General features: G+C 73.4%; 18 protein-coding genes and 1 pseudogene. 10 read left to right on the forward strand and 9 right to left on the reverse strand.

What is annotated here, in order from left to right; translation table 11 throughout:
* Window positions 1-5 precede the first annotated feature (5 nt).
* The 3 genes and pseudogenes from DSM104299_RS04005 to DSM104299_RS29505 form a co-directional block, all read right to left on the reverse strand.
* Window positions 6-992 carry a transglycosylase family protein gene (locus DSM104299_RS04005; RefSeq protein ID WP_272476003.1) on the reverse strand — a complete coding sequence of 329 codons (987 nt, stop codon included), beginning with the start codon at window positions 990-992 and terminating at the stop codon, window positions 6-8.
* Between the two features lie 139 nt (window positions 993-1,131).
* A complete protein-coding gene (locus DSM104299_RS04010) occupies window positions 1,132-2,634 on the reverse strand; it encodes a gluconokinase (RefSeq protein WP_272476004.1) in 1,503 nt (500 codons plus the stop codon).
* Window positions 2,631-2,720: pseudogene (locus tag DSM104299_RS29505) on the reverse strand (GntT/GntP/DsdX family permease); the annotation flags it as partial. The pseudogene DSM104299_RS29505 and the gene DSM104299_RS04010, both read right to left, overlap by 4 nt.
* A 127-nt stretch (window positions 2,721-2,847) precedes the next feature.
* Between DSM104299_RS29505 and rpsD the strand changes: the two are divergent.
* The 4 genes from rpsD to DSM104299_RS04030 all read left to right on the forward strand — a co-directional run bounded on the left by rpsD (window position 2,848) and on the right by DSM104299_RS04030 (window position 5,640).
* A complete protein-coding gene (gene rpsD / locus DSM104299_RS04015; protein WP_272476005.1) occupies window positions 2,848-3,477 on the forward strand; it encodes a 30S ribosomal protein S4 in 630 nt (209 codons plus the stop codon).
* The gene (locus DSM104299_RS04020) at window positions 3,477-4,100 is read left to right on the forward strand and encodes a hypothetical protein (protein ID WP_272476006.1); all 624 of its coding nucleotides are present in this window, start codon (window positions 3,477-3,479) and stop codon (window positions 4,098-4,100) included. The genes rpsD and DSM104299_RS04020 overlap by 1 nt, the downstream gene beginning before the upstream one ends.
* Window positions 4,101-4,178: 78 nt before the next feature.
* Entirely contained in the window at window positions 4,179-4,514 is a 336-nt protein-coding gene (locus DSM104299_RS04025; RefSeq protein WP_272476007.1) for a hypothetical protein, read from the forward strand.
* 142 nt (window positions 4,515-4,656) lie between these two features.
* A complete protein-coding gene (locus tag DSM104299_RS04030; RefSeq protein WP_272472513.1) occupies window positions 4,657-5,640 on the forward strand; it encodes a helix-turn-helix domain-containing protein in 984 nt (327 codons plus the stop codon).
* Window positions 5,641-5,686: 46 nt separating this feature from the next.
* Here DSM104299_RS04030 and DSM104299_RS04035 read toward each other — a convergent pair whose 3' ends face one another.
* The 4 genes from DSM104299_RS04035 to DSM104299_RS04050 all read right to left on the reverse strand — a co-directional run bounded on the left by DSM104299_RS04035 (window position 5,687) and on the right by DSM104299_RS04050 (window position 8,268).
* Window positions 5,687-5,845 (reverse strand): hypothetical protein, encoded by a 159-nt coding sequence (locus tag DSM104299_RS04035; protein WP_272476008.1) that lies wholly within the window; start codon window positions 5,843-5,845, stop codon window positions 5,687-5,689.
* Between the two features lie 106 nt (window positions 5,846-5,951).
* Window positions 5,952-6,980 (reverse strand): L-glyceraldehyde 3-phosphate reductase, encoded by a 1,029-nt coding sequence (gene mgrA, locus DSM104299_RS04040; protein ID WP_272476009.1) that lies wholly within the window; start codon window positions 6,978-6,980, stop codon window positions 5,952-5,954.
* 9 nt (window positions 6,981-6,989) lie between these two features.
* Window positions 6,990-7,424, reverse strand: coding sequence for an acyl-CoA thioesterase (locus DSM104299_RS04045; protein ID WP_272476010.1), 435 nt, complete (start codon window positions 7,422-7,424; stop codon window positions 6,990-6,992).
* A gap of 19 nt (window positions 7,425-7,443) precedes the next feature.
* Window positions 7,444-8,268: a polysaccharide deacetylase family protein gene (locus tag DSM104299_RS04050; protein ID WP_272476011.1), complete on the reverse strand. Its 825-nt coding sequence runs from the start codon at window positions 8,266-8,268 to the stop codon at window positions 7,444-7,446.
* A 22-nt stretch (window positions 8,269-8,290) separates the two neighbouring features.
* Here DSM104299_RS04050 and DSM104299_RS04055 point away from each other — a divergent pair, with 22 nt between their 5' ends.
* The 4 genes from DSM104299_RS04055 to DSM104299_RS04070 are packed head-to-tail and all read left to right on the forward strand — an operon-like array spanning window position 8,291 to window position 10,914.
* Complete coding sequence (locus tag DSM104299_RS04055) at window positions 8,291-8,779, forward strand: low molecular weight protein-tyrosine-phosphatase (RefSeq protein WP_272476012.1); 489 nt, start codon at window positions 8,291-8,293, stop codon at window positions 8,777-8,779.
* The gene (locus DSM104299_RS04060; protein WP_272476013.1) at window positions 8,776-9,627 is read left to right on the forward strand and encodes a fructosamine kinase family protein; all 852 of its coding nucleotides are present in this window, start codon (window positions 8,776-8,778) and stop codon (window positions 9,625-9,627) included. Before DSM104299_RS04055 ends, DSM104299_RS04060 begins: the two co-directional genes overlap by 4 nt.
* A gap of 19 nt (window positions 9,628-9,646) precedes the next feature.
* On the forward strand, window positions 9,647-10,093 hold the full coding sequence (locus tag DSM104299_RS04065) for a type II toxin-antitoxin system RatA family toxin (protein ID WP_272476014.1): 447 nt from the start codon (window positions 9,647-9,649) through the stop codon (window positions 10,091-10,093).
* A 50-nt stretch (window positions 10,094-10,143) separates the two neighbouring features.
* A complete protein-coding gene (locus DSM104299_RS04070; RefSeq protein WP_272476015.1) occupies window positions 10,144-10,914 on the forward strand; it encodes a hypothetical protein in 771 nt (256 codons plus the stop codon).
* Here the strand turns inward: DSM104299_RS04070 and DSM104299_RS04075 are convergent.
* Together DSM104299_RS04075 and DSM104299_RS04080 are read right to left on the reverse strand one after the other, a co-directional pair.
* Window positions 10,911-11,186, reverse strand: a complete 276-nt coding sequence (locus tag DSM104299_RS04075) for a hypothetical protein (protein ID WP_272476016.1) — start codon at window positions 11,184-11,186, stop codon at window positions 10,911-10,913. The two genes, DSM104299_RS04070 and DSM104299_RS04075, sit on opposite strands and share 4 nt — an antisense overlap.
* Window positions 11,187-11,189: 3 nt before the next feature.
* The gene (locus DSM104299_RS04080; protein ID WP_272476017.1) at window positions 11,190-11,774 is read right to left on the reverse strand and encodes an RNA polymerase sigma factor; all 585 of its coding nucleotides are present in this window, start codon (window positions 11,772-11,774) and stop codon (window positions 11,190-11,192) included.
* 122 nt (window positions 11,775-11,896) lie between these two features.
* Here DSM104299_RS04080 and DSM104299_RS04085 point away from each other — a divergent pair, with 122 nt between their 5' ends.
* Window positions 11,897-13,411, forward strand: a complete 1,515-nt coding sequence (locus DSM104299_RS04085; RefSeq protein ID WP_272476018.1) for a carotenoid oxygenase family protein — start codon at window positions 11,897-11,899, stop codon at window positions 13,409-13,411.
* Window positions 13,412-13,448: 37 nt separating this feature from the next.
* Window positions 13,449-13,943: an arsinothricin resistance N-acetyltransferase ArsN1 family A gene (locus tag DSM104299_RS04090; protein WP_272478072.1), complete on the forward strand. Its 495-nt coding sequence runs from the start codon at window positions 13,449-13,451 to the stop codon at window positions 13,941-13,943.
* Window positions 13,944-14,103: the final 160 nt, after the last annotated feature.

Here is a 14,103-nt window from a genome sequence, read left to right on the forward strand (position 1 = left end):
CGGGACTAGATGACGCCGACCAGGGCGGCGCAGACCCAGTTCGACGCGCCGGCGCCGCCGTTCCACAGCTTGGCGGCGAGGCGGTCCTGCTCGGCCTTTGAGGCCTTGTAGGCGTCGGCGGTCGAGCCGCCCAGGCCCTTCCAGGTCGCGGGCATCATCTGGTAGTAGCCCGAAGCGCCGGCGCTGTTGGGCGGCAGGTTCTGGCCGCCGGACTCGCACTGCACGATCGCCCACGGGATCGCCCACGGGCCTCCGGGGCCGCTCACGTTCGCGGCCGCGCGGGCGCGCTGGGCCAGCAGCTTCGTCAGGGTCTTCTCCGCCGCGACGCGGCTGGCGCGCGTGGCGCGCAGCGCGGCCAGGCGCGCGGCGTGGGCGCTGGCCAGCGCGTCGCGACGCGCCTGCGCGGCGGCCTCCATCCCGGCCAGCGCGTTGCGCTCGCGCTGGACGGCCAGCGTCTGGGCCTGGCGCTCGGCCTGAAGCCTGGTCAGGACGACGGTCTCGTGGCCGGCGTCGCGGCGCGCGTCGCGCACGATGTCGAGGATCTGGGTGTCGGAGTGCTCGACGCGCTTGAGGAACTCCATGCGGTCGAGCAGGTCCGCGAAGCCGTGCGCGTCGAGGACGACCGAGACGATGTCCGGCTCGTCGCTCATGTAGCGCTCGCGCAACAGCTCGGTGAGCAGGGCCCGCGACTCCGCAAGCCGCTTCTTCAGGCGCGCGAGCCGCCGGCGCTCGGCGGCGAGGTCGGTCTGCGTCCTGGTCAGCCGGGCCTGGGAGACCGCGAGCTCGTTCTGGGCGTCGGCGAGGCGGCCGTCGATGATCGCGACCTCCTTGGCGCTGGCCCGCTCCAGCCGGCCGAGGTGCGCGGCCGCGTCGCTCAGCGCCTGCTCGCGCGCCTTGCCGGCGTGGATCGTCGAGCGCAGCTTGCCCTCGCTCGCGCCGTGCGCGCGCGTGGCGACGACCGTCAGCGCGAGCAGCGCGAGGAGCAGGGGCAACGCGGCATGGGGAAGGCGACGGCCAGGCACGGCGGCCGCGTCACGCTAGCGAGCCAAAGCCCTTCAACTTGCAGGCGGAATTGCAGGCGGCTCCAGCGCGCGCAGCTGCGCGAAGGAGGCGCTCTCGCGTCCCAGCGCCTCAGTCGGCCAGACGTCTCAGCTGCGAGAACGCGGGCCCGAGCGCGTCGTAGAGCGCGTCGAACACCGGCAGCATCCGCGCGTAGGTCGCGGCCGCCGCGGGGTCCGGCGTGCGGACCTCGTCGACCGCGATCAGCTCGGCGGCGCGGTCGAACGACGCGATCACGCCGAGCGCCTCCATCCCGAGCAGGGCCGCGCCGAAGCCGGAGCCCTGGTGGCCCTCGGGGAAGCCGACGTCCTGGCCGAGCGCGTCGCACAGCATCTGGCGCCACAGCTCGCTGCGCGCGAAGCCGCCGGTCGCGCGGATCTCGCGGACGTCGTTGCCGGCGTCGCGCAGCGACGCGAGGACCAGCGCGAGCTGCTGGCAGACGCCCTCCAGCGCGGCGCGGACCAGGTGCTCGCGCCGGTGGGCGCGCGTGAGCCCGACGTAGGCGCCGCGCGCCAGCGTCGACCAGTGCGGCGCGCGCTCGCTGAGCAGGTAGGGGAGCATCACCAGCGCGTCGCTGCCCGGCGGCGCCTGCGCGGCGATCGCCATCAGCTCGGGCTCGGCGTGCGCGCCGAGCCCGGGTGCCAGCGCGTCGTGCGCCCACTGCAGGACGACGCCGCCGTTGTTGATGGCGCCGCCGACGACCCAGCGGCCCTCGCTCAACATGTAGCAGAACACCCGGCCGCGCTCGTCGACGACCGGGCGCTCGACCATCAGCCGCAGCGCGCCCGACGTCCCGATCGAGCACGCCGCGACGCCGGGCGCGACCGCGCCGACGCCGAGGTTGGCCAGCGGCCCGTCGCCGGCGCCGAGGACCAGCGGCAGGTCGTCGGAGCAGCCGAGCGCGCGGGCGCCCGCGGCCGTGAGCGACATGGTGTGCTTGGTCGGCGCCAGCGGGCACAGCTGCCCGCGCGCGATGCCGGCGACCTCCAGCGCCTCGTCGTGCCACGCCAGCGTGTGGAGGTCCATGAGCCCGGTCCCCGAGCCCGACGAGGGCTCGGTGATCCACGCGCCGGTGAGGCGGAAGACGACCAGCTCCTTGATCTGGCACCAGCGCGCGACGCGCGCGAACAGCTCCGGCCGCTCCTCGCGGAACCACACCAACTTGGTCAACGGCGACATCGGGTGCAGTGGCGTGCCGGTCTGGCCGTGCAGGTGCGGGCGCTCCGCTCGCAGGCGCTCGGCTTGCGGCGCCGCGCGCTGGTCGGCCCAGGTGACGAGGTCGGTGAGGGGCGCGCCGCCGGCGTCGGTGCCGACGAGCGAGTGCATCGCGGTGGAGAACGACAGGCCCGCGACGTCCAGCCCCGCCGCGTGCGCGGCCGCGATCGCGTCGCGCGTCGCCGCGACCACGGCGTCGACCACGACCAGCGGCTCCTGCACCGCCCAGCCCGCCTCGGGCTCGAGCAGCGGGTAGGCGACCTCGGACGCGCCGGTCTCGCGCCCGTCCGCGTCGAAGGCGCCCGCCTTCGCGCTCGTCGTGCCGATGTCGATCCCGATGACGACCTGCGCGCTGCTCACACGATCACGGACAGGATCATGACGCCCGCCATGTCGAAGTACTGGTTGACGAGCCAGAAGCCGGCGTCGTTGACGTGGGGACAGCGAGCCGCAGCCGATCGCCCGGCGGACCAGCCTCGCCACCAGCCAGCCGAGCAGCAGCCACCGCCCCGCCGCCCGACGCTGTGTTAGGGTCCCCTAAGTCAAAGCCAACCGTGCGAGTAGGAGATGCGAGTGGGACGCTACACGGGGCCGGTCGAGCGGCTCTCGCGACGCGAAGGCGTCGAGCTGTACCTGAAGGGCCTGCGGGCGATCAACGGCAAGTCGGCGCTGACCCGGCGCGGCCCGCTCCCGCCCGGCCAGCACGGCAACCGCCGCCCGAACAAGCCGTCGGTCTTCAGCACGCAGCTGCGGGCCAAGCAGCTGGCCAAGCGCTACTACGGCGTCCGCGAGCGCCAGTTCCGCCGCTACGTCGAGGCCGCCGAGCGCCGCGCCGGCCTGACCGGCGAGGAGCTGTTGATCGCGCTCGAGCGCCGCCTCGACAACGTGATCTACCGGCTGGGCTTCGCCTCGACCCGCGCGCAGGCGCGGCAGTTCGTCGGCCACGGGCACATCCTGGTCGACGGGCGGCGCGTCGACATCGCGTCCTACGCGGTCAAGCCGGGGCAGGTCATCACGCTGCGCGAGAACGCGCCGGTCGAGCCGCTCGTCCGCGAGGCGACCGAGCTGACCGCCGGCGTCGGGGCGTGGCTCCAGACCGACTTCGACGGGCTGAGCGGCAAGGTGCTGCGCCTCCCCGAGCGGCGGGAGATCCCGTCGCCGATCGAGGAGCAGCTGATCGTCGAGTTCTACTCGCGCCGCTGATGAGCGACTTCGCGCGGTTGGCCGGGCAGCAGTGCCCGCCGCAGGAGGCGCTGGCGATGGAGCTCGCGGTCGAGCTCGGCGCCGGCGGCGGGGTGGACGCGGCGCGGCGCTCGCTTGCCGTGCTGGCCCGCGCCCTGCCCGACGTGAGCGAGCCGCTCGCGCAGCTCGAGGCGCTGCGCGTGCTGGCGGTCCGGGCGCTGCGCCCCCGGCGCGACGGCCGCTACCTGCTGCCGGAGATCCTGCGCGAGGGCAAGGGGCATCCTGTAGGCGTTGCCGTGGCGCTCGGCGCGCTGGGCCAGCGCGTGGGGTGGCAGACCGCGCTCGTCGGCCACGACATGAAGCTCTACCTCGGACACCGCGAGCTGGCGCCGGTGGCGGTCGTCGACCCCGGGCAGCCCGACGCGCTGGTCGACCCGCGCACGCTCGACGTCGACCTGGCCTGGCGCTGCGCGCACGAGGCGACCGGCGTCGTGCTGCGCCACGTGACCGTCGCCGCGGAGCGCTCCGGCGACCTGACGCGGAGCCTCGGGGCCAGCGCGCTGCTGCTCGCGCTGCCGGTCGACGAGGGCTCGCGCGCGGGGCAGACGGCGATGCACCAGCGGCTGCTGTCGCGCCTGAACTGACGCCGGCGGTGCCGGCCGGTGCCTCTGCGCGGCGCGGCGGCGCGGGGCCTGCGCGCGGCGCTCGGTACCGTGCAGGCCATGCTGTCGCGCACGTCCGCCTGGCCCACCTGGCCCGTTGCCGCCGGCTCGCTGGCCCTCGGCTTCGCGGTCGCGCAGGCCACCGGGGTCCGGCCGCTCGGCGGCGTCGTCCTGGCCACGGGCTGCGGCTGGTGCGCCCTGCGCTGGCGCGAGCGGGTCGGCGCCGGCCGCGCGGCAGGGCTGGTCGGGCTCTACCTCGCGGCCTTCGCCGGGTCCCACGTGCTGGCGCACAGCATCGGCGCCTGGCCGTCCGTGGCCGTCGTCGGCGCCGTCGTCGCTGCCGGCAGCTATGCCGTCGCGGACGCCGCGCCGGCCAGGCGCGTCGTCAACGCCTAGGCTGAACAGACTCCATGTTCTCGCGACAGTTGTCTGTCGTTTGAGATCTATGCCTTGACCTCAGACGGGCCCGCCGAAGGCGGGCCCGTCCGGGTTGCGACTCAGGCTCCGAAGTCGCCAAACCAAGGAGTCGAGGAGTCGCATGACCAAGGATGACGTGCTGTTCGGCTATCGCCTGCAGCTGTTCTCGCTGGCCGCTGAGCGCGGAGTCTCAGAGGCCTGCCGTCTGATGGGTGTTCATCGTTCGACCTACTACCGCTGGAAGCAGCAGGTCCAGAAGTCCGGCCTCGAGATGCTGCGGCCCCGAGAACGACGCTCGCCGCAGATGCCCAACCAGCTCTCGCCGATGGTCGAACAACGGATCGTCGCCTTCGCGCTGGGCCATCCCGGGCTCGGCCCGCGGCGGATCGCTACGCGCCTGGCCCGACCGCAGTGGGGCGGGCTGATCGTCTCGCCCAACGGCGTCTACAAGACCCTGGTTCGCCACGGCCTGAACACGCGGGCTAAGCGCCTGGCGTTGGTCGCCGGCTACCGCGCTCCGTTTGAGCCGCCGCGCGAGCCCGAGCCCGAGCCCCACATCGACAGCAACCGTCCCGGCGAGCTGGTCGGCATCGACTGCTTCTTTGTCGGGCGCCTGCATGGCAGCGCCGGCCCGGTCTGGCAGATCACCGCCTGCGACACCTACAGCTCCTTTGCCTGGGCCGACCTGGTCGTCTGCCCACCGAGCGGGCCGACCGTCGAACACACCTCAAAACTCGCCCACCGCATCGCCAAAGAGCTCTCGGCCGCCGGCTGGCAACTGGAGCGGGTCCTGACCGACAACGGCAACGAATTCGGCCGGCGCGCCTTCGCCGCGGCCCTGCCCGACGGCGTCGCTCACACCCAGACCCGCTCCGGACGCCCACAGACCAACGGCCACGTCGAACGCCTACACCGCACCGTCCTGGAAGAGTGCTGGCGACCGGCCTTCGCCCGCTTCTTACAGGTCCGCTTCACCGGCCTACGCCGCCACCTCAACACCTACATCAACGAATACAACTACGAGCGAGATCACCACGGACGACACACGGCCGGGCGCTGCCCGGCCGAGCTCGTCTACGGTGCCAAAAAGATGGAGCCCCGATGAGCCACACCCGTCGGCACAACTCGGAGTCCGTTCAGCCTAGGCCGGCTCAGCGGGAGGCCCGCGCCTGCACGCGACCGCCGGCAGCAATCCCCGAGCTGCGCGGCGGCACGGACAGCAGGCTGGCGCGGACGAGCTGCACCTGACGAGCGTGGAGGTCCAGCTCCCGAGCCAAGATGGCCTGGATGTGATGCGCGTGCGACTGCATGGGCGCATCCTCCACTTCGCCTAGGCGCCGGGCAGCCGAGGTGGCTCCCGAACGCAGGTACGGTCCGCCGCACCTCGGCGTTTCGCAAATGTGAACGCGCCAGGCTTCAGCCGGCCGACGACTGCGACCAGATGTTGATGCCGGCGTCCACCGCGTGGCGGTCGATCTGGGCCAGCTCGTCGTCGGTGAACTCGAGGTTGTCGAGGGCCGCGAGGTTCTCGTCGAGCTGCGCGACCGACGACGCGCCGATGAGCGCCGAGGTGACGCGCGGGTCGCGCAGCGTCCACGCGACCGCCATCTGGGCGAGCGACTGGCCGCGGTCCCGGGCCATCCGGTTCAGCGCCTCGATGTGGGCCAGCGCGTCGGGCGTGAGCATGTCGGCGGTGAGGAACCGGCCCTCCGCCGCGCGCGAGCCGGCCGGGACGTTGCCGCCGAGGTACTTGTCGGTGAGCATGCCCTGGGCCAGCGGCGAGAACGCGATGCAGCCGATGCCCTCGCGCTCGAGGACGTCGAGCAGGTCCTCCTCGATCCAGCGGTTGAGCAGGCTGTAGGACGGCTGGTGGATCAGCACCGGCGTGCCGAGGTCGCGCAGGATCTGGGCCGCCTCCTCGGTGCGCTGGCCGGAGTAGGACGAGATCCCGACGTACTGCGTCTTGCCCTGCCGGACGGCGGCGTCGAGCGCCGAGCACGTCTCGTACAGCGGCGTGTCGGGGTCGAAGCGGTGGCTGTAGAAGACGTCGACGTAGTCCAGGCCCATGCGGGTCAGGGACTGGTCGAGGCTCGACATGAGGTACTTGCGCGAGCCCCACTCGCCGTAGGGGCCGGGCCACATGTCGTAGCCGGCCTTGGTCGAGACGACGAGCTCGTCGCGGTAGGGCTTCAGGTCGGTCTTCAGCAGCGTGCCGAAGTTCGTCTCGGCGCTGCCCGGCGGCGGGCCGTAGTTGTTGGCCAGGTCGAAGTGGGTGATCCCGCGGTCGAACGCGCGGCGGACGATCGCGCGCTGGGAGTCCAGCGTGCGGTCGTCGCCGAAGTTGTGCCAGAGGCCGAGCGAGATCGCCGGCAGCTTCAGGCCGGAGCGGCCGCTGCGGCGATAGGCGATCTGGTCGTAGCGGTCGTCGGCGGGCACGTAGGGCATGCCGACACCCTACGACGACGCCGGCTCGCCGATGTACGGCTCCAGCACGCCGCGGAAGGCGTCCGGCCAGGCCGTCTTCTTGTAGTTCTTGCTGTCGACGCAGACGTGGCGCAGGAAGCCGGTCGCGATCGGGTCCCCGTCGCGGACGACGGCGAAGCGGCTGGTCAGCGACGACGCCGTCAGCGGCTCGAAGGTGACCGCGATCTCCAGGAGGTCGTCGTAGTAGGCCGGCGCGAGGTAGCGCACGCCCGACTCGGCGACCACGAAGTCCACGCCGTGGGCCTGGACGAGCTCGGGGTAGGTGAGCCCGGACGCCGACCGTAGCGCCTCGGTGTGCGCGAGGTCGAAGTACATGAGGTAGTGCCCGTTGAAGACGTGGCCCTGCATATCGCACTCGACGAAGCGGACGCGCAGGGCGGTGATCAGCGGCGTGGGGCCGGGCATGGGCCTGGAGCCTATGGGCTCAGCGGTTCTGCCAGGCCGCGACGGCGGCCTCCGCGGTGACGAAGCGGGCGCCGCGTCCCACCAGCGCGTCGACGAACGCCTCGAGGGCGAGCAGCCGATGTCCGCGCCCGATGATGTAGGGGTGCATGGTGATCGTCAGGACGCCGCGGTCGAGCTCGCGCTGCATCCAGGTGAAGTCGCCGAGCGCGTTGTCGAACAGCGTGCTCGGCGAGAACGTCGGCAGCTGCACGCCGTCGGGCGTCTTGAGGTACTCGAGGTGCGGGAAGTCGTCCAGCGCCCAGCTGACCGGGAGCTCGGCGACGGCCGACGCGCGGCCGGGGCGCAGCGGCTCGCCGAGCGCGACGCGGTCGCCGACGCGCGCGGGGTAGGGCGTGAAGTCGTTGCCCATCATGCTGCTGTCGTAGGCGAAGCCGTGGCGCTCGAGCAGCTCGATCGTCACCGGGCTGAGGTCCCACGACGGCGAGCGGTAGCCGCGCGGCGCGCGGCCGCTGAGGTCTTCGAGCAGCGCGCTGGCCTCGACCAGCTCGCGCTCCTCGTCGGCGGGCGCGAGCTGCGCGGGCGGGACGTGCGACCAGCCGTGGTTGCCGATCTCGTGGCCGGCGGCCGCGACCGCGCGGACCGCGTCCGGGTAGGTCGCGGCGGTGTAGCCGGGGACGAACCAGGTCGACGCGAGGCCGCGGCGCTCCAGCAGCCGCAGGATCCGCGGCGCGGCGACGGCGCCGAACTCGCCGCGCGAGACCGGCGTGGGGCTGGTCAGCCCCCGGGCGATCATCCCGGCGGACGTGTCGAAGTCGAAGGTCAGGCAGACGAGGTGCCGTGTCACGCGTTCGCGATGATAGGCGGCGATGCGTCTGCTCTTCGTCTGCATGGGGAACATCTGCCGGTCGCCGACCGCCGAGGCCGTGATGCGCGCGGTCGTCGCGCGCGAGGGCCTGGACGGCGAGGTCACGATCGACTCTGCCGGCACCGGCGCGTGGCACGTCGGCAACCCGCCGGACCGGCGCTCGACCGCCGCCGCGCAGGCGCGCGGCATCGTCCTGGAGGGCGCGGCGCGTCAGGTGACCGCCGCGGACTTCGAGGACTACGACCTGCTGCTCGCCGCCGACGCCGAGAACGTCGCGGCGCTGCGCCGGGTCGCGCCCGACGCGGCGGCCGCGGAGAAGGTCGTGCTGCTGCGGTCCTACGACGCCGCGGCGGTCGCGGCCGGCGACCTCGACGTCCCAGACCCGTACTACGGCGGGGAGCAGGGCTTCGAGGACGTGCTCGACCTGATCGCGGCGGCCTGCGACGGGTTGTTGTCCGCCTTGCGTGCGGAGGGCCGCGTCGCCTCGTGAAGGAGGCGCTCGCCGTCGCGCTGGGCCAGGAGGTCGCCGGCCTGGCGCCGATCGCCGGCGGCGACCTCAACCGCGCCTTCCGCGCGACGCTGGGCGACGGCACCGCGGTGTTCGTCAAGACCGCCGACGACGCCGCGCCGGGCGCGTATGCGGCGGAGGCCGCGGGCCTGCGCTGGCTCGGCGCCGTCGAGGACGGCCTCCCGGTGCCGGAGGTGCTCGCGGTCGATCCCGACCGGTGGATCGCCCTGGCATGGGTCGACGGCGGCGGTCGCGCCGACGAGGCGGCGCTGGGTCGCGGGCTGGCGGCGGTGCACCGCGCCGGCGCCGAGCTCGCCGGCGCGCTGCCGGGCGGGCGCGGCGCCTACGTCCTCGGTCCGCTCACGCTGCCCAACGCGCCGCGTCCCGAGTGGCCGGCGTTCTACGCGGAGTCGCGGCTGCTCCCGCTGGCCCGGATGGCGGCGGAGCGCGGGGCGCTCGACGGCGCCGGCGTCCGGGCGGTCGCGGCCGTCGCGGAGCGCATCGACGATCTCGCCGGTCCGGTGGAGCCGCCCGCGCGGCTCCATGGCGACCTGTGGTCCGGCAACGTCCATGCCGCGGCTGACGGCCGGCCGTACCTGATCGACCCCGCGGCCTACGGCGGCCATCGGGAGGTCGACCTCGCGATGTTGTCGCTCTTCGGCGCGCCGTCGGCCGAGTTCTATGACAACTATGACGAGGTCTGGCCGCGGGCCGAAGGACACCAACAACGCGTCGCGCTCTACCAGCTGCTCCCGCTCCTGGTCCACGCCGTCCTGTTCGGCGGCGGCTACGGCGCGTCGGCCGCGCGCGCCGCCCGGAACTACGTCTGAGTTCGGGTACGGTCCGCGCATGGGCAACATCACCGGAGAGCGGTCCGTCGAGATCGACGCGCCGATCCAGCGCGTGTTCGACATCGCGGCCGACATCGAGAACGCGCCGGACTGGCAGGGGTCGCTGAAGGACGTCGAGATCCTGGAGCGCGACGCGGAGGGTCGGGCCTCGCTGGTCGACACCGTCAACGACGCCAAGGTCAAGACGGTGAAGACCAAGCTGAGTTTCACCTACAACTCGCCCACGGAGATCCGCTGGCGCCAGGAGAAGGGCGACGTCAAGGCGCTCGACGGCCACTGGGCGCTCGAGGACCTGGGCGGCGACCGCACCCGCGCGACCTACGCGCTGGAGGTCGATCCGGGCCGCATGCTGGGCATGCTCATCCGCGGGCCGGTCGAGGGTCAGGTGCGTGACTTCCTGCTCGGCAACGCTGCCGACGGGCTGAAGCGCACGGCCGAAGGCTGACGCCGCCCCGGGGGTCCGGGCGCGTCCGCGTTCGCTAGCGTCGGACGCCGATGGCCTCGGGATCCCCGCCGCAGGAGACGACGGGCGGGTCGAGTGGGATCGAGCTGACGACGCTGTTCCTCAGCGCGATCGCCTCGGCCACCGCCGCGTACGTGACGTCCAAGATCTGGGCAGCCGGCACGCTCTTCAGCGCGGCGATGTCCCCTGTCATCGTCGCGCTCGTCAAGGAGGGCCTGCGCAAGCCGACCGAGGTCGTCGCGAACGTCGCCGCGCCCTCGCGGTGGACCCGGACGGGCGCCGACGAGCCCGGTCTGGTCCCGGACCCCGGCGCGATCCCCGCGCCTGCGGACGACGCGCCGGTCGTCGATCCCGACGCGCCGCACGTCGTCCTGCCGCCGGTCGTGGCCACCGAGCACAGCGCGGTCAACGTCTACTCGACGCGCTCGAGCCGCCTGCGCTGGCGGGTGGCGGTCCTCACCGGCCTGCTCGGCTTCGTCATCTGCGTCGTGGTCTTCACGGTGCCGGAGCTGATCGCCGGCCAGTCGCTCGGCCGTCACTCCGACAACGCCACGACGATCTTCGGCGGGCGCCACCGGGGCCACAAGACGTCGACGACGTCGACCACGACGACGACGACGACGTCCACGACCAAGAGCAGGACGACGCCGACGACCACCACCGACCAGCCGGCGCCGTCGCGCGCCACGCCGGCGCCGTCGACCGCGACGCCCGCACCGTCGACCGCGGCGCCACAGGCGACCACGACCGCGACGCCGGGCTCGTCCTCGGCACCGTCGTCGACGGCGCCGGCGACGCCCTAGCCCTTCTCGGCGCGCTCGGCCTCGGCGAGCTTGTCGGAGAGGTACGCGGCCTTCTCGGACCGGCGCCGGTGCGCGCGCTCCTCGGCGGGCTGCTCGGCCTCGCGGGCGAAGCGCGACTCATCGCGGGCGCGCCCGGCCTGCTGGAGCTTGAGCTCGCGGGTGTCGGGGTCGTCGTCGGAGCGGGCGGAAGCCATCTCGGTCCGGTAGTACCCGTCGACGATCTGGGCAAGCAGCCACGCGTGGTCGTAGCTGTGGGGCAGGGAGTCCCGCATGGGCTAGGCGACCGCCACCAGCGCGGTCAGGTTGCGGCGGGCACGGTGGACGAGCTGGACCGCGGCGTTCTCGCTCAGGGTGAAGTGCGCGGCGAGCTCGTCGTAGCCGGCGCCGTCGAGCGCGCGGAGGGCGAGCGCCTCGCGCTGGCGCGGCGGCAGCTCGCCCATGCGCGCCAGCGCGGAGCGCAGGTGCTCGTTGCGCGCGGCGACGTCGGAGCAGTCGGCGCCGCCCGCGGCGATCGGCTCGGGGCCGAGCTCGTCGCAGCGGCGGTTCGCGGCGCGGTCGAGCTCGGAGAGGCAGGCGTTGCGGACGCAGCGGAAGAGCCACGGGCGCAGCTCGACGACGCGGCCGCGGCCGAGCAGCGCCATGTGCGTGCGGGCGATCGCGTCGTGGACGGCGTCCTCGGCGAGCGTGGCGTCGACGTAGCGGTGGGCGTAGCGCCGCAGCGCCGGCGCGTGGCGGCGGTACACGGCGTCGAGGGCTCCGCGGTCGCCGTCGGCGAGGCGCTGGGCGAGGGCGGCGTCGCTCATGTCGGCGACGCGGACGGGGGCGGCGAAGGTGGGGCTGGAGAGCTGCACCGGAGTCATGGGCCGAACCTAGGCGCGGGTCTCCGGCTTTCCAGTATCAGTGTGGTCTCACGGGGGCGACTTGGCCTGCTGGCCGCACCAGGGGGTGCGGGAGGCCGTACCTGCGGTTAGGGTCGGCCCCCATGGCGCGGACCCGGAGAGAGCTGTTGCAGGACGGCGCGCGCCTGGGCGCGGCCGCCGTCGTGGGCGGTGCCTACCTGGGAACGGCGCCCGCGGGCGCCGCGACCGCCGCGCCCTATGCCACCGGGTTCCGGTCCTTGACGTCCGAGGTGCGGGTACCCGCCCTCCACGTCGACGGCGCGCTGCCCCGCTGGCTCAACGGCGTCCTGGTCCGCAACGGCCCGGCGCTGTTCGAGATCGGCGAGCAGCAGCTCAACCACTGGTTCGACGGGCTGGCGATGCTGCACGGCTTCGCGTTCGGCGACGGGCGCGTCTCCTACGCCAACCGCTTCCTGCGCTCCAGCCAGCACGACGCCTGGAAGCGCACGGGCAAGATGAAGTACTCGGAGTTCGGGACGGACCCGTGCCGCGCGATCTTCAGCGGCGTCACGACGCTGCCGGTGCTGGGGACGGTCCCGAACGCCAACGTCTCGATCGAGCGCCTCGGCACGCGTTTCCGGGCGCTGACCGAGCTGCCGGTGCCGGTGCGCTTCGACCCGCGGTCGCTCAAGACCCTGGGCGCCGACGCCGAGGCCGCGCCCAACGGCCGGCTCGGGACCGCGCATCCGCACCACGACCCCCGGACCGGCCAGCGCTTCTCCTACGAGCTGGAGCTCGTGCCCCCGTCGGGGCTGCGCGTCCTGGTGCAAGGGCGGGACGGCACGCGCCGCGAGCTGGCGTTCGTCCCGCAGGACCGCCCGGGCTACCTGCACTCGTTCGCGCTCACGCCGCGCTACGTCGCGGTCTTCACGCAGCCCTTCGGCTTCGACCTCACGAAGTTCCTGTCGCCGCAGCGCGGGCCGATCGTGACGAACTTCGCGTGGGACGCGCGGCAGCCGTCGCGCGTCGTGCTGGTCGACCGCGCGCGCGGCGGGGTGGCGGCGACGATCGAGGTCGACCCATTCTTCGTGTTCCACAACATCAACGCGTTCGAGGACGCGCGCGGCCGCGTCGTGGTCGACGTCTGCGCGCACCACGACGACGGGATCGTCCAGGCGTTGTACCTCAAGAACCTGCGGCGGGCGGGCGTGCGGGTCCCGCAGGCGACGCCGCGGCGGCTGACCCTGGACCCGGCGTCGGGCAAGGCCGAGGTGCGCGACCTCGCCGAGGGCAACTTCGAGCTGCCGCGCACCGACTACGACCGCATGAACGCACGCGAGTACCGCTATGCCTACGGCGTGGGCGTGAAGGACCCGGCGCGCAGCGGCTTCATCGACCGCATCAGCAAGTTGGACATCAAGGCCGAGCGGCTGACGCACTGGGACGAGCGGGGCGCGTATCCGGGCGAGCCGGTGTTCGTCCGGCGACCGGGCGGCGGACGCGGCGAGGACGACGGCGTCCTGCTCTCGGTCGTCCTCGACGCGCCGGCGCGCACGTCCTACCTGCTGGTGCTCGACGCGCGCGACCTGCGCGAGATCGCCCGCGCGCGCGTGCCGCACCACATCCCGTTCGGGTTCCACGGGTTGTACGCGTCGTAGACTTCGGGACCTGCCGCCCGCGAGCAAGTCCATCACCATCCGCCGCGCCGATCCCGGCGACGCCGCACGCATCGCGACGATCTACAACGAGGGGATCGCCGAGCGCCAGGCCACGTTCGAGACGCGGCCGCGTGGCACCGCGGAGGTCGCGGGGTGGACGGTCCGCGCGCTCCCGGTGCTCGTCGCCGAGCACGAGGGCCGCGTGGTCGGCTTCGGCCGGATCGGCCCCTACTCCGAGCGCGAGGTCTACTCCGGCATCGGCGAGCACGCCGTCTACGTCGGGTCCGACGCCCGCCGCCTCGGGGTCGGCCACGCGTTGTTGGAGGCCTTGGCCGTCGCCGCGGAGGAGATCGGGCTGTACAAGCTGACCTCCCGGATCTTCTCGACCAACACCGCCTCGATCGAGCTGCACCGCACCAGCGGCTTCACGATCGTGGGCATCCAACGACATCACGGGCAGCTGGACGGGGCGTGGCGCGACTGCGTGCTGGTGGAGCGGCTGGTGGGGGAAGCGGCGCGGGACGTGGGGTGAGGGCTGGGCGCGGGCGCGGGCGCGGGCGCGGGCGTTGGTTGGTCACCAGTACGGCGCGCGTGTGGTGCTGCGGCGCGTGGTTCGTTCCTCATCAAGGGCGTGAAGGCGTGTTGGCGGCGCGACCGGGATCGGTGTGGCTCGTCGGTGGTCGTGCTCCGGG

Origin of the sequence: Baekduia alba (assembly GCF_028416635.1) — a bacterium.
In the GTDB taxonomy this organism is placed as follows: domain Bacteria; phylum Actinomycetota; class Thermoleophilia; order Solirubrobacterales; family Solirubrobacteraceae; genus Baekduia; species Baekduia alba.

What these genes read in the sequence shown, in the direction of transcription:
- DSM104299_RS04035 (WP_272476008.1), bottom strand. Translation starts at nt 5,845, where the DNA reads ATGCAGTCGCACGCGCATCACATCCAGGCCATCTTGGCTCGGGAGCTG.
- mgrA (WP_272476009.1), bottom strand. Translation starts at nt 6,980, where the DNA reads ATGCCCTACGTGCCCGCCGACGACCGCTACGACCAGATCGCCTATCGC.
- DSM104299_RS04075 (WP_272476016.1), bottom strand. Translation starts at nt 11,186, where the DNA reads ATGCGGGACTCCCTGCCCCACAGCTACGACCACGCGTGGCTGCTTGCC.
- DSM104299_RS04085 (WP_272476018.1), top strand. Translation starts at nt 11,897, where the DNA reads ATGGCGCGGACCCGGAGAGAGCTGTTGCAGGACGGCGCGCGCCTGGGC.
- DSM104299_RS04020 (WP_272476006.1), top strand. Translation starts at nt 3,477, where the DNA reads ATGAGCGACTTCGCGCGGTTGGCCGGGCAGCAGTGCCCGCCGCAGGAG.
- DSM104299_RS04055 (WP_272476012.1), top strand. Translation starts at nt 8,291, where the DNA reads ATGCGTCTGCTCTTCGTCTGCATGGGGAACATCTGCCGGTCGCCGACC.
- DSM104299_RS04065 (WP_272476014.1), top strand. Translation starts at nt 9,647, where the DNA reads ATGGGCAACATCACCGGAGAGCGGTCCGTCGAGATCGACGCGCCGATC.
- DSM104299_RS04080 (WP_272476017.1), bottom strand. Translation starts at nt 11,774, where the DNA reads ATGACTCCGGTGCAGCTCTCCAGCCCCACCTTCGCCGCCCCCGTCCGC.
- DSM104299_RS04045 (WP_272476010.1), bottom strand. Translation starts at nt 7,424, where the DNA reads ATGCCCGGCCCCACGCCGCTGATCACCGCCCTGCGCGTCCGCTTCGTC.
- DSM104299_RS04030 (WP_272472513.1), top strand. Translation starts at nt 4,657, where the DNA reads ATGACCAAGGATGACGTGCTGTTCGGCTATCGCCTGCAGCTGTTCTCG.
- DSM104299_RS04025 (WP_272476007.1), top strand. Translation starts at nt 4,179, where the DNA reads ATGCTGTCGCGCACGTCCGCCTGGCCCACCTGGCCCGTTGCCGCCGGC.
- DSM104299_RS04070 (WP_272476015.1), top strand. Translation starts at nt 10,144, where the DNA reads ATGGCCTCGGGATCCCCGCCGCAGGAGACGACGGGCGGGTCGAGTGGG.